General features: G+C 66.5%; 13 protein-coding genes. 5 read left to right on the top strand and 8 right to left on the bottom strand.

Annotated features, from left to right (window positions below):
* Window positions 1-88: 88 nt before the first annotated feature.
* Window positions 89-724 carry a Uma2 family endonuclease gene (locus tag VFW04_00420; protein HEX5177765.1) on the bottom strand — a complete coding sequence of 212 codons (636 nt, stop codon included), beginning with the start codon at window positions 722-724 and terminating at the stop codon, window positions 89-91.
* A gap of 93 nt (window positions 725-817) precedes the next feature.
* A complete protein-coding gene (locus VFW04_00415; protein HEX5177764.1) occupies window positions 818-1,453 on the bottom strand; it encodes a Uma2 family endonuclease in 636 nt (211 codons plus the stop codon).
* Window positions 1,454-1,542: 89 nt separating this feature from the next.
* On the opposite strand from VFW04_00415, the gene VFW04_00410 reads away from it, so the two are divergent.
* Window positions 1,543-1,896 carry a cupin domain-containing protein gene (locus VFW04_00410; GenBank protein HEX5177763.1) on the top strand — a complete coding sequence of 118 codons (354 nt, stop codon included), beginning with the start codon at window positions 1,543-1,545 and terminating at the stop codon, window positions 1,894-1,896.
* Window positions 1,897-2,018: 122 nt separating this feature from the next.
* Here VFW04_00410 and VFW04_00405 read toward each other — a convergent pair whose 3' ends face one another.
* The 6 genes from VFW04_00405 to VFW04_00380 all read right to left on the bottom strand — a co-directional run bounded on the left by VFW04_00405 (window position 2,019) and on the right by VFW04_00380 (window position 8,749).
* Entirely contained in the window at window positions 2,019-2,720 is a 702-nt protein-coding gene (locus tag VFW04_00405; GenBank protein ID HEX5177762.1) for a hypothetical protein, read from the bottom strand.
* A gap of 128 nt (window positions 2,721-2,848) precedes the next feature.
* Entirely contained in the window at window positions 2,849-4,081 is a 1,233-nt protein-coding gene (locus VFW04_00400; protein ID HEX5177761.1) for a DUF6596 domain-containing protein, read from the bottom strand.
* Window positions 4,078-4,443 (bottom strand): YciI family protein, encoded by a 366-nt coding sequence (locus VFW04_00395; GenBank protein ID HEX5177760.1) that lies wholly within the window; start codon window positions 4,441-4,443, stop codon window positions 4,078-4,080. Before VFW04_00395 ends, VFW04_00400 begins: the two co-directional genes overlap by 4 nt.
* Before the next feature lie 83 nt (window positions 4,444-4,526).
* The gene (locus VFW04_00390; protein ID HEX5177759.1) at window positions 4,527-5,192 is read right to left on the bottom strand and encodes an alpha/beta family hydrolase; all 666 of its coding nucleotides are present in this window, start codon (window positions 5,190-5,192) and stop codon (window positions 4,527-4,529) included.
* The gene (locus VFW04_00385; protein ID HEX5177758.1) at window positions 5,189-8,119 is read right to left on the bottom strand and encodes a UvrD-helicase domain-containing protein; all 2,931 of its coding nucleotides are present in this window, start codon (window positions 8,117-8,119) and stop codon (window positions 5,189-5,191) included. The genes VFW04_00390 and VFW04_00385 overlap by 4 nt, the downstream gene beginning before the upstream one ends.
* A 45-nt stretch (window positions 8,120-8,164) precedes the next feature.
* Window positions 8,165-8,749, bottom strand: a complete 585-nt coding sequence (locus tag VFW04_00380; GenBank protein HEX5177757.1) for a Uma2 family endonuclease — start codon at window positions 8,747-8,749, stop codon at window positions 8,165-8,167.
* Window positions 8,750-9,057: 308 nt separating this feature from the next.
* Between VFW04_00380 and VFW04_00375 the strand changes: the two genes are divergently transcribed.
* The 4 genes from VFW04_00375 to VFW04_00360 all read left to right on the top strand — a co-directional run bounded on the left by VFW04_00375 (window position 9,058) and on the right by VFW04_00360 (window position 12,139).
* The gene (locus VFW04_00375; GenBank protein HEX5177756.1) at window positions 9,058-9,378 is read left to right on the top strand and encodes a hypothetical protein; all 321 of its coding nucleotides are present in this window, start codon (window positions 9,058-9,060) and stop codon (window positions 9,376-9,378) included.
* 93 nt (window positions 9,379-9,471) lie between these two features.
* Window positions 9,472-10,098, top strand: coding sequence for an NAD(P)H-dependent oxidoreductase (locus VFW04_00370; GenBank protein ID HEX5177755.1), 627 nt, complete (start codon window positions 9,472-9,474; stop codon window positions 10,096-10,098).
* 5 nt (window positions 10,099-10,103) lie between these two features.
* Window positions 10,104-11,084 (top strand): hypothetical protein, encoded by a 981-nt coding sequence (locus tag VFW04_00365; GenBank protein HEX5177754.1) that lies wholly within the window; start codon window positions 10,104-10,106, stop codon window positions 11,082-11,084.
* The gene (locus VFW04_00360; protein ID HEX5177753.1) at window positions 11,084-12,139 is read left to right on the top strand and encodes an LLM class flavin-dependent oxidoreductase; all 1,056 of its coding nucleotides are present in this window, start codon (window positions 11,084-11,086) and stop codon (window positions 12,137-12,139) included. Before VFW04_00365 ends, VFW04_00360 begins: the two co-directional genes overlap by 1 nt.
* Window positions 12,140-12,478 lie beyond the last annotated feature (339 nt).

The following is a 12,478-nucleotide window of genomic DNA, read 5'->3' as shown; positions in this document are numbered from 1 at the left end:
TTGTGGCGCAACTCGGCATGCGCCAGCATAGAAACTACTGCACTCACGCGGACATCAATTCATCCCGCGTAGTCCGATTTCTACGCCTTCAGGCAAGCGGCGCATTGTCGGCAAGGTCCGCAAAGAACGCGCGCACATCGAGCCTAAACGTCTCCCGACTTCCCGCCGGACGCCATGTTAGCACGTCGTCGACGAGTGTCGCACGCTCCTCCCCCGGCCGCCACACTTCGAAGGCTTCCGCGCTGCTGTCGATGACCCAATATGCCGGAACGCCATGACGTTGGAACGCGCGGCGCTTGGTGATGCGATCATGGCGCGATGAACCCGCCGAGAGCACTTCGCACACGAGAAGCGGCTCCGAAACGGGGTCACTGCCTGGCGCGCGCCTACCGTCGATTGCCGGAGCAACAAAAATGTCGGGCTCGAAACGACTTTCTCCGTCGAGCGCGACCTCGCCCGGACCGAGGCTGACCTCGCCCAATCCCTGACTGCGCACGTACGCATTCAGCTGAACAGTCAACTCGACTACCACACGCTGGTGGCGTCGGTTTGGCCCCGGGGTCACGAGCAGCTCGCCGTCGACGAGCTCGTAGCGCGGCGAATAGCCTTCGCGCTCGTCGACGAGGCGACCGACGTCGTCGCGGGTCCAACGGTGGCCCTGAGCGGCTAGCATGACCATAATCTGCTCGGCGAAAGGCGGGCGGCGCAACTCGGCATGCGACACGGTAACGCGGTCGCATCATCGTGGCGTCATCAACACGCTGACGATGGTGTTCATTTGTTGCGGACACGCGAATAGGTCGGAAGACTCCGACCGTTAGGCGAATGGCGCGTCGTCAGCCTGGTCCGCGAAGAACGTTTTCACATCCAGGACGAACGGAGCGCCGCAGCCCGCGGGTTGCCAGGTCAGTGTATCGTCAACCAAGACCGCGCGCTCGTCACCAGGGCGCCAGACCTCGATCGCCTCGGCGCTTCCATCAATCACCCAGTACTCGGGAACTGCATGACGTTGGAAGGCGCGGCGCTTCGTGATGCGGTCATGACGCACGGATCCGCGGGACAGCACCTCACAAATGAGAAGCGGGTGCGATACCGGAGCGTCAGCCGACGCACGCCGGCCGTCGATCGCCGGCGCGACGAAGATATCGGGCTCGAAACGACTCTCTCCATCGAGCGCGACCTCTCCCGGGCCTAGACGGACTTCTCCCAACCGCTGCCGAACCACGTAGTCGCGCAGCAGCACCGCGAGCTCGAGCGCAATACGTTGATGTCGTCCGCCCGGCCTCGGGGTCACCAGCAACTCGCCGTCGACGAGCTCGTAGCGCGGCGAATAGCCTTCGCGCTCCTCAACGAGGCGCTCGACGTCCTCCCGGGTCCAACGTTGCCCCTGAGCGGCTGGCATGCCCATAATTTGCTCGGCCAAAGTTGGATCGCGCAACTCGGCATGCGGCACGGTATACTGATCGCATCGTCATCGCGTCATCGTTTCACCGACCGTGGTGTGCATCTGTTGCAGAGACCTGCTAACCTGGGCGAACCCTCATGTCTTCACTCGACCGCGTGCTGGAAGGCGATGTGCTCGTTCATCACCTCCCGCGCGATGAACAAACGATCGACACCACGCTCCTCACCAAGCACGGACGCACCGCGCGCACTCTGGTGAAGGAAGGAGCGCTGCGTCTCACGCTGCTCGCCCTCGCCGCGCCCGGCGACATGCCGGCACACAATGCCGACGGACCAGTCAGCGTCCACGTGATCGAGGGCGATGTCGTGTTCAGCGCCGGCGGCAGGGAGTACGCGTTGGCGGCTGGCGATGTCATCGTCTTTGGCGCAGGCGTCGTGCACGCCGCGCGGTCAGAACACGGCTGCCGCATGCTCCTAACGGTCGTACACTGAAGCCGGACACGGCCGGACAAAGCCGGATCACCCGCCTTCACGGCCGGTCGTATCCGGCGGTGTCCGGATTTGTCCGCCTTCACGGCCGGTCGTGTCCGGCGGTGTCCGGATTTTGTCCGCCTTCAGTGCGCCCTGACCGCCGTCCCGTCCGACCACGTGGGCACGGCAACGTAGAACTCGGTAACCGGCGCCGGCGCTCCAGGAATGCTGTGCTGCCCCATGATCACCGGCGAGCCTTTCGCATCTGCGCCTAACGATGCACCATCGACGGATGGCGTGTAGAGCATCAGGTGCGACAGGTTGTGGTCGCCGCCGTCCGTGAGATATGCCGCCTTGGACATCATATAGCAGATGGCTCCCGGGTGCAGGACGGGATTGCTCTTTCGCGTTGTGGCCGCGGTGGTGCTGTCCATGATCTGCGTGACGGTCAAGCCGTCTAACGCAAGCTTTGCCCGCTCGAGCACCAGCGGCAGAATGCTGCGCACCGCCGCCGGATTGAAGCAGATGGGGCCGCGGATCTTCGGATTCCAAAACTCCGCGGATTCGAACCCGGCATCCCACGCCCGATCGACCAGGCATCCGAACCCGTTCGTGCCTTTGACCGCGGTCTCGTAGCCGTGCCGGCCGAGCACGAGCACCTCGGCATCGCGCGAGATGGATTTGGGAGCCGCGGTTCGCGCCAACGCGATTTCCTCGACGCGATTCGGCATGAGGTACTGCTCGACGGGCGCCATCTGCGGGTACTTGCTCTTGGCTTCGTGCGTCTGCGCGCCGCACACGGCGCATGGAATGATGGCCAGTGCCAATGCTCCCAGATTGATCATCCTGACGTTGGTTAGGCGCATGCGGAGATCCCCCGGCGATCAGGTGGAGACGGGACCGTGGCGATCGCCACGTCCTCTGGAGAGTGACGGGCGAGCGGTCGCGATTTCGACAGGTGGGCCGCGGACGATCAGCCGCGCCGCTGGAGCAAGAATGCGCGCACTGCCGGGTCTTCCGCGAGCCCGATCGCCCGGTCGAAGGCCTCCGAGGCGTCACACGATCGGCCGAGCCGCTGGAGGAGATGGGCGCGTACGGCCCAGTACGGTTGGTAGGTCGAGACGCTGTGGCGGGCAATGGTATCGAGCGCGGCGAGGCCTGCCGCGGGTCCGGTCGCCTCGCCGACCGCGGCGGCGTAGCCGGTGCGCGCGCCTAACGTGGGCGAGATCGCCACGAGCTGTTGATAGAACAACACGATGGCGGCCCAGTTGGTCGCGGCGTCACGCACGCGCTCGCTGTGCACGGACTGGATCGCGGCCTCGAGCTGAAACCGGCCGGGGCAACCCGACGCCGAGGCGCGGCCGAGACACCGCTCGGCCTCGTCGATCATGCCTAACGACCAGCGACGCGCGTCTTGCTCCGAGAGCGGAACATAGCGACCGTCCGGTTCCCGGCGCGCCGCGCGCCGCGCCTCGCAGTGGAGCATGAGAGACAAGAGGCCCAACACTTCCGGCTCGTCGGGCATCAACTCCAGGAGCACGCGCGCGAGCCAGATCGATTCCTCGGCCAGTTCGCGGCCGCGCTCGTCGGCGCCCGGCATCGCACTCCAGCCGATCCCGAACGCGGCATAGACGGCCTCGAGCACGGCGTCGAGCCGTGCGCCTAACTCGTTGGGCTGCGGCACCTCGAACGGGATCCCGGCCATGCGAATTTTCGTTTTGACGCGCACCAGACGCTGACCCATCGTCGCCGGCGAAATCAGGAATGCTTGCGCGATGCGCGCCGCGTCGAGGCCGAGCACGGTCTGCAGCATGAGCGGCGTGTGCATGGCGGGGTCGATTGCCGGATGCGCGCACACGAACAGCAGCTTGAGGCGCTCATCGGGAAAATCAGCCGGAGCGCTCGTATCGATCGCCGCGACATCCGGCGTCATTACGACACTTTCGTGTGCCCGCACCACCTGGTCGTGACGCACGCGATCGATGTAGAAGTTGCGCGCCGCGGCGACGAGCCATGCTTCCGGACTGTTCGGAACTCCGTCGCGAGGCCACGTGGCGAGCGCCGCGACCAACGCGTCGCCTAACACGTCCTCGGCACTGGCGACGTCGCGCGTGTGCGCGATGAGGCGCGCCAGCAGCCTGCCGTACGACTCGCGGGCGACGCGTTCGATCGTTCGATGCGCGTCCGCCGCGCCGCCAGGGTTCATCCGGTGATCCGGATCCTCGCCTCGTGACTGACCGGCCGGACCTCGACAGCGCCGAGCGACGACGCGGGGCACCGTGCCGCCCAATCGAGCGCGGCATCGAGCGATGGAAGCTCCAGCACACAGATGCCCGCGAGTTGCTCCTTCGACTCGGCGCACGGGCCATCTTGCACGCGTCGCGTGCCGTTCGTAAGGCGCACGGTCGTCGCGGTCTCGGGGATCTCGAGCGCATCGCCGCCAACGTACACGCCGGCCTCGACGATGGCCTTGTAGTACGCGCGCCAGGCGCCGATGTACGGGTCCTCGTCGTTCTTGCGCGCCTCGAAAGCTCGCGGCAATTCGTAAATCAGCAGCGCGTATTGCATCGTGTTCTCCTCGCAAAGCGGACGTCGAATGGTGGTGTTGTCTCAAGGCAAAGACTGGCGTCTGGCGCAACGCACCCCCACGCCTAAAGCGCGCGGTCGATCCATCGCCGCGCGGTGGCGGCCATATCCTCCATGACCGCCGCATCGGTTCGCCCCGACGACTTGAGCACGTGAAAACTGTGGTCCGCACCTTCCACCCAATGCATCTCCCACGGCGCCGTCATTCGTTGAAGCGCGCGCTCCATGATGTCGCGCGTGATGAACGGATCCCGCGTGCCGCAGAAGCACAGCACCGGCATCCGAATGTCAGGCAGGTGCGCATCGCGCAGCTGGCCGGTCTTTCCCGGCGGATGCAGCGGATAGGCCAGCAACAACAGGCCGTCAGCCGCGAACCCCTGGGCCGCGAGCATGGACGCGGCTCGACCGCCCATCGACCGGCCGCCGATCACGACCCGTTTGGGGCCGAGCTCTCTGCGCGCGTGTTCGACGACTGCAGCCACCGTGTCCTGGAGGACGGGCATCTGATCGGGCCGGCCGCGCTTCTTTTCTCTGTAGAGAAAGTTGAATCGCACGACGCCGATCCCGCGGGCGGTGAGCGCCTTGGCGGTGGCGACCATACTTCGGTCGCTCATGTTTCCGCCCGCGCCGTGCGCGCCGACGAAGAGCGCAGCATCGGCAACGCCTAACGCAGCGTCATAGGTGGCCGATGTCGTCTCGGGCCCGACGGCCACGGTCCACGGCTGGCTCATGCCGGCGCGCTCGGCGTCAGGCGCATTTCATCGAGGAACCGATGGCCGCCCGTGCGTTTCTCGCCGCGCGTCCGGACGCGCGTGAGCACCAGGCGATCGATGGTCCGCGTCATGCCGACGTACAGCACGCGACGGGCCTCCTGGATCTCCTCTTCGGTGGCAGGCTTGGCGTTGGTGCCGCCGGGCATCTCGCCGTCTTCCGCGCCCACGATGTAGACGCGAGAGAACTCGAGACCCTTGGTCGAGTGCAGGGTGAGGAGATTCACGCGTCCGCGTTCGGGGTCGTGGCCATCCCACTTCGACAGCACGATGCGTTCGAGCAGATCGGTCAGCTGCTCTTGCAGGGTGCCGTCGGGAATCTCGGCGATGAGGCGGCGAAGCCGCGCCATGACCGTTGGATAGCGTTCGTCCGCTGTCTTTTCGGCGCGGATGCGCAGCATGAGCGCGACGCCGCCCAACCGTTCGATCAGGTCGTGGAGGGAGGGGAGGGACGCGTCGGCGCCGCGGTGGCGCTCGTACCAGTCCAGGCACGTGCTGTACTTACCTAACGCAAACGGCCTCGTGATCCGGGCAAACAGCGCCGCCTCCGCGCACGGGGGCCCGCTGTCATCCAACCCTAACGCAACGCCGAGGGGGCCGAGCATGTGGCCTAACGCAGTTTTGCGGGCGCGGGAGAGTTTGCGTTCCTCGAGCGCCGGCAGCAGCTTGGCCAGCGCCACCGTGTCGTCCAGCGCCCGGTGCGATTGCCCGGTGGGGATGCCGAGCTGGCGGGACAAGTCGCCTAACCGGCGGCTCGTCGGGAACAGGTCGCGCGCCAGCGGCAGCGTATCGAACAGGCTGAGGTCGAACGATCCGTTGAGCGCCTTGGCCGTGCGCCTGAGGATCGGGAAATCGAAGTGGTGGCCGTTGTGGGCGACGATGACATCGTCGCCGCAGAACGACCGGAAGGCCGGCCAGACCTCGGCGATGGGCGGCGCGCCGGCGACGTCGGCGTCGTGAATGCCGTGTGTGGCCGATGCGTCGGCCGGAATGGGACCCTTCGGCTTGACCAACGACGAGTAGGTGTCGACCACCGTGCCGTCGCGCACCCGCACCGCGGCGATCTCCACGATCTCCGTGGTGGCCGCGACGGCGCTGGTGGTTTCGAGGTCGACGGCGGTGTAGTTGGTGAACGCCGAGCGCGTGTCGGTCATCTCGAGGAGCTGTCCAGCCTTGAACACGGCGAGCGGCAGTCCGAGTGTCGGCGCATCGGCGGCGGTGAGATGCAGGGACGAGTCCGGCGGCGGGTCGCCGCGCACGGCGCGCACGTTGAGATCGCCGAGCATGCCGGCGATGGCGATGCCCGCGCCGCCTAACGGAGGGATCCAGAGCCGCGCGCCGCGCGCCCGTGCGTCGCGCAGCCGCTCGGCGATGCGCACCACTTCCGGGACCGACGCCGGATCGCTGATGTCGTCCAGATGGTCGCCGAGCACCGACTGGAGCATGCCGACGCGGCGCGAGAGCAGCTCCTGGACCAACGCCGCGACCGATGGGTGTTGCTTGCCGACCGCCTCGAGGTTGCGCAGGTCGGCCGTCGCGCGGCGGATCTGCTTGCCGCGCTCGTCGTGGCGCGGCAGGCGCGCCTGCATGTGGCCTAACTTCACCCGCAAATCGTTCGCGCCGGTGGTCTGCATCGCTTCGGCTTCGAGCAAGGTCGATTGCGGCAGCACGGTGCGCAGGAACCCGTCCCGCAGCAGCGCATCGTCGGGGCGCGCGATCACGCGAAGCGCGGCGATGAGGTACGACACTACGGGGTCTTCTGCCAGCGCCCGCCCCGCAGCGAGGCGGCAGGGCACGCCGGCGTTCACGAGCTCCGTCTCGACGCGCTCGCCGATTTCGTGTTTCCGGTACAATACGGCGACGTCGCCGAAATCGAGATCGGGGTGGTCGCGGCGATCCCGCGCGATGTCGGCGACGAGCCAGGCGGCTTCATCGTCGTCGGTGTCGAAATCCACTGCCTGCACGGCGAAGGTGTCGTCGCGATCGGCGCGCGGCACGATCTTGTCGGTGAAGATCGGCGGGTTGTGCTCGATGAGCGTGCGGGCGAGCGCAAACACGGTGCGCGGGCAGCGGCGATTCTCCTCGAGGTGGATCCGGCGCTCGCCTAACTGGAATTCCTGGTCGAAGGTGGTGAACACGGCGCGGTCGGCGCCGGCCCAGGAGTAAATCGATTGCTCGTCGTCGCCCACCGCGAAGACGTGGCGATGGTCCCGGGCCAGCCCGCGGATGATGCGATACTGCACGCGATTCAGATCCTGGAATTCATCGACGAGCACGACGTCCCATCGCGTGCGAATCTCCGCCGCGCGCGGCGAGCGCTCCATGAGCTCCGCGGCCTTGATCACGAGATGATCGAAGTCGAGCACGTTGCGTCGCACGAGGTGACGCTCGTACGCGTCGAACAGGACGAGCGAATCGTGATGCAGGCCGATGTTGCGAAACCGGAACGCCGAGAACTGCGTGAGCGTGTGGCGATGCCAGCGGCGAGGGCCTTCGATCCGGCGCAGGACGCCTAACTGATAATCCTCGTCGGCGAGGCCGAAGCCGGCCGGCAACCCGATGTCCTCGCCGTAGCGCCGCAGCAAATCGGCGCAGAACGCGTGGATCGTGCCGCGCGTGATGCGCTGCGCGGCGTCCGCGAGTCCGGCGCGTGTCTCGAGACGGTGCGCAATCTCGCCGGCGGCCTTATTGGTGAACGTGAAGACGCAGATGCGCGACGGATCGAACCCGTGCTGTTCGATGAGGTATCGAATGCGCTCGATGAGGCAGAACGTCTTGCCCGCGCCGGGGCCGGCGAGCACGAGCAGGGAGCGCGGTTCGGCTTCGATCGCGCGCCGCTGCGACGGGGTGGGGTGATTGGTGCTCGGAATGAAATCCGTGTGCGTCATGGGGACGCGGTGCGACCGCGCCCGAAGAATGGCGCCGAGTGTGGGTCAGCGCAACGGCGCGCCGTCGGCGATACTCGCGAACAGGTCTTTCACGTCGAGCTCGAACAGGGCCGTGCACCCCTCCGGGCGCCACGTTAGGCGGTCGGCAATGACCCTGGCGCTTTCGTCGTCCGGGTGCCAAACCTCGAACGTTTCGGACGTGCCGTCCACAATCCAGTATTCAGGTACGCGATCACGCTGGAACGCTCGGCGCTTGGTGAAGCGATCATGCCGCAGCGAGCTCGGGGACAGGGCTTCACAGATGAGCATTGCGTGCCGAATCGGATCCACGGCGGCCGAAAGAAGTCCGTTAGGCGCGGGAATGACGCACAGGTCGGGTTCGAAGCGCGTCCCTGGGCGCAACCGAAAGTCAACCGGCCCGAACAGTACCTCGCCGATCCGTTGCTCGCTGAGGTACGGGCCAAGTCTGAAGGCCAGTTGCATCAACGCTCGCTGATGCCGCGTCGTCGGTGGAGACGTAACTAACAGCTCCCCGTCGACGAGCTCGTACCGGGGCGTGTAGCCCGGGCGTTCATCGATAAGGCGCGCGACTTCCTCTTCCGTCCAGCGGCGCGGTCGAGTCGAAGGCATAGACATAAGTTGCTCGGCCCCACGGTGATAAGGCAACTCGGCCTGCGCGACGATGGGGCTCGATGGCATGTCGAATCTCATCGGAAACGATGGTATCAGTCGCAATTCATTTTGCACGCATCGGACACCAGCGTCGCGCCTCTCTTGTGGTCCTCCGAATCATCTGCTAGCTTTCAAAAACCGAAGACACACCGAACTACTATTGTAATGGCTGTCGCGCGTGCGAGCCAGTCGCGCGGCGGAGGCGATGGGCAATGACCCAAGTGATGGGCAGGGATGAGCTCGAGAAGTGGCTTTGCGGTCCTGGCGTGAGGACCCCGACGCACGCCGAGCTTGCGGCGCACGCTGGACTGCCGCTGAGCATCTTCGGCGACTCGACGCTGCTGCGCACCGCGCGCCGGTTGCGAGGTTTGCGCTTCGTGTTGGCGGTGCTGCGGGACGTGTACGCCGACGATGATGTCGTCCGACACTGGTTGCGGCAGTCGCGGGCCGAGCTTGAGGACTCGAGTGCGCTCGAGGCGCTCCTGGTCGGCCGCGTTGGAGCCGTTGAAGAGCTCGCCGTGCGTGAGTGGCACCGTCCGTGGCGGGCTGCGCGCACGCGCTTGACCCAGACGTGCGCGCCCGTCTAAGATGCTTGCTTAAGGCGCACGCATGCAGCGCGTCATCGTCGAGTCCGGCCTGACTCTCTGTGCTCGGAGAGTCGGGCCGTTTCGTGTCACGGTATGGCCGGATCGGGAACGGTTCGGTGCGTCCCAGGTGTTGGTGTGAGGAAGGGTCCTTTGAGCTCAAACGGTTTTTCCGTTGTCGGCATTTCCGGCAGTCCCTCCGCCGCGTCGAAGTCGAGGCGTCTTTTGGAGGACGTGCTGGCGGCGTTAGGCGCGCTCGGCGTGGCGGCGACGCTCGTCGATCTCGCGACCGTGCCGGCCGACGGGTTGCTGGGCCGCCGCGCCGCGCCGGAGGTGGAGCAGGCGTTGGCATCGGTGGCGGCGGCGGACATCGTGGCGGTGAGCACGCCGGTATATCGCGCCACCTACAGCGGACTACTCAAAGTGTTTTGCGACCTGTTTGCTGCGGGTGCGTTAGGCGGGAAGGTTGCGATTCCGATCGCGACCGGCGGCGGGCCGTCGCACGCGCTGTGCATCGATCACGGGCTGCGTCCGCTCCTCGCAAGCGTCGGCGCGGTCGTCGTGGCCGCCGGCGTCTACGGCACGGACGCCGAGTTCATCGAACGGTCGCCTAACGCTGAGTTGATGGCGCGGGCGAGGATGGCCGCCGGCGAAGCGGTTGCTCTCGCCGAAGGGCTTCGTGCGGTTCGCGGAGCGATGTCGTCGTCTTCCATGGAGAGTTGACACACATGTCCGTCGTCGATCGACCGATTGCCATTTTTCACGAGCATCCCGACTGGTTCCGGCCGCTGTTCGCCGAGCTCGATCGTCGCGGCACGCCGTACGTGCGGCTCGACGCCGCGTCGCATCGGTTCGATCCGTCGGAACGCCAGTCGCCGTACTCGCTCGTGTTCAATCGCGCGAGCCCGTCGGCGTACCTGCGCGGGCACGCGCAGTCGCTCTACTACACGCTGCACTGGCTGCGGCACCTGGAGCGCATCGGCGTGCCCACGGTGAACGGGTCGGCCGTCTATGCACTCGAGTTGTCGAAGGCAACGCAGCTCGGTCTGCTCGACGGGTTGGGCCTGCCGTATCCGCGCGCCGTGGTGATCAACGACGCGGCCGAAGCGCCGGGCGCCGCGGCGGGACTCCGGTTCCCGGTGCTGGTCAAGGCCAACGTGGGCGGGAGCGGCGCGGGCATCGTGCGCTACGACACCCCGGAGGCGCTGGCCGACGAGACTGCACGCGGCTCGGTTGCGTTAGGCATCGACGGCACGGCGCTGGTGCAGGAGTCGTGCCCCTTGCGCGACGGGCACATCACGCGCGTCGAAACGTTGGGCGGCGAGTATCTGTACGCGATCAACGTCTATCCGGCGACCGGCTCGTACGATCTCTGTCCCGCCGACGCCTGCCAGCGCACGGATGGGGTGGAGCTGGTGCGCGGCGCCTGTGCGATCGACGCGCCTCGCACCGGCATGCGGGTCGAGGCGGCGCACCCGCCGCGCGACGTCATCGCGCAGGTGGAGCGCATCGCGCGCGCGGCCAAGCTGGACGTGGGCGGGATCGAGTATCTCGTCGACGATCGCGATGGCAGGCACTACTTCTACGACATCAACGCGTTGTCCAACTTCGTGGCCGACGCGCCCAACGTCATCGGGTTCGACCCCTTCGCCCGGCTCGCGGACTACCTCGAGACGCGCGCGGGCCTAACGACGGTGGAGGCGGCGTAATGCGGTATGGCTATTGGCTTCCGGTGTTCGGCGGCTGGCTGCGCAACGTGCCGGACGAGAACATGGACAGCAGTTGGGACTACGTGAGGCGGTTGGCGCGTCGCAGCGAAGAGATCGGCTACGACATCACGCTCATCGCCGAGCTCTTTCTGAACGACATCAAGGGCATCGATGCGCCGGCGCTCGACGCCTGGTCGACGGCGGCCGCGCTGGCGGCGGTGACGGAGCGGCTGGAACTCATGGTCGCCGTTAGGCCGACGTTTCATTCGCCGGCCATTCTCGCGAAGCAGGCGGCGAACATCGACCAGATCGCGCACGGGCGCTTGGCGCTCAACGTGGTGTCGAGCTGGTGGTCGGACGAGGCGCGCCGGTACGGCGTGCAGTTCGACCAGCACGACGACCGGTACGCTCGCACCGCGGAGTGGCTCGACGTGCTCGACGGCGCGTGGCACGAGCCCACGTTTTCGTATCACGGCCGCTACTACAACGTGGATGACTTGGTGTTGGAGCCCAAGCCGGCGCGCGCGCCGCGCCCCACGATCTATGCGGGCGGCGAATCGGAAGCGGCCAAGACGCTCATCGCGCGCGCATGCGATGCATACGTCATGCACGGCGATCCGGCCGAGCGCATCGCGCCCAAGATCGCCGACATGACGCAACGTCGCGAAGCGGTGGGCGCGGAACCGATGACGTACGGAATGGCGGCGTACTTCATCGTCCGGGACACGGAGCGAGAGGCGCGGCGCGAGATGGAGCGGATCACCAACGTGTCGCCGGGGTCGCCGGGCTACAACAACTATCAGGATTGGATCTCGAACACGAAGCTCGAGCAGCAGGTGAGTCTCGAGGATTACTCGGTGTCTAACCGTGGGCTGCGCGCTGGGCTTGTCGGCACGCCGGAGCAGGTGGCGGAGCGGATCATCGACCTCGAGAAGGCGGGGCTCAACTTGCTGCTGCTGCAGTGCAGCCCGCAGTTCGAGGAGATGGAGCGGTTCGCGGAGCAGGTGATGCCGTTGGTGGAGCGGGAGCGGGCGGCGGCGAGCCGGGCGAGCTGACATCCGATCACCGCGGTACGGTCGGTTGACACACGATCTGAGGATTTGCGCCCGCCCCGCGGGCGCTTTCGCTAACAGCGGACCGCCTATGCCTCTCGCTCCGGCGCTCGGCGTCTACACGACGTCCGCGTTCATTCTACTGCGTGCGGTCGCAGCCTAAACATGGCGGCGTGTCCCACGCGCGCGGCGGAACTGCTTCCCTTGCCATGGGATGAGGGCTAGGCTGTTCGGAGCGCGCGTACTTAGGCAGCGAATTCTTGCGATAAATCGAGGAACCTCGCAGGATAAGCATGCAGCGTAAGGCACACTACAGCGCAACCATGCAGCATAGTGTAATAG

It is taken from the genome of Gemmatimonadaceae bacterium (assembly GCA_036273715.1).
Lineage (GTDB): Bacteria > Gemmatimonadota > Gemmatimonadetes > Gemmatimonadales > Gemmatimonadaceae > JADGGM01.
The sequence above is the reverse complement of the archived record's forward strand: the minus strand, read 5'-3'. Positions and strand labels throughout refer to the sequence as shown.

What these genes read in the sequence shown, in the direction of transcription:
- VFW04_00410 (HEX5177763.1), top strand. Translation starts at nt 1,543, where the DNA reads ATGTCTTCACTCGACCGCGTGCTGGAAGGCGATGTGCTCGTTCATCAC.
- VFW04_00405 (HEX5177762.1), bottom strand. Translation starts at nt 2,720, where the DNA reads ATGATCAATCTGGGAGCATTGGCACTGGCCATCATTCCATGCGCCGTG.
- VFW04_00400 (HEX5177761.1), bottom strand. Translation starts at nt 4,081, where the DNA reads ATGAACCCTGGCGGCGCGGCGGACGCGCATCGAACGATCGAACGCGTC.
- VFW04_00395 (HEX5177760.1), bottom strand. Translation starts at nt 4,443, where the DNA reads ATGCAATACGCGCTGCTGATTTACGAATTGCCGCGAGCTTTCGAGGCG.
- VFW04_00390 (HEX5177759.1), bottom strand. Translation starts at nt 5,192, where the DNA reads ATGAGCCAGCCGTGGACCGTGGCCGTCGGGCCCGAGACGACATCGGCC.
- VFW04_00385 (HEX5177758.1), bottom strand. Translation starts at nt 8,119, where the DNA reads ATGACGCACACGGATTTCATTCCGAGCACCAATCACCCCACCCCGTCG.
- VFW04_00380 (HEX5177757.1), bottom strand. Translation starts at nt 8,749, where the DNA reads ATGCCTTCGACTCGACCGCGCCGCTGGACGGAAGAGGAAGTCGCGCGC.
- VFW04_00370 (HEX5177755.1), top strand. Translation starts at nt 9,472, where the DNA reads ATGGCCGGATCGGGAACGGTTCGGTGCGTCCCAGGTGTTGGTGTGAGG.
- VFW04_00365 (HEX5177754.1), top strand. Translation starts at nt 10,104, where the DNA reads ATGTCCGTCGTCGATCGACCGATTGCCATTTTTCACGAGCATCCCGAC.
- VFW04_00360 (HEX5177753.1), top strand. Translation starts at nt 11,084, where the DNA reads ATGCGGTATGGCTATTGGCTTCCGGTGTTCGGCGGCTGGCTGCGCAAC.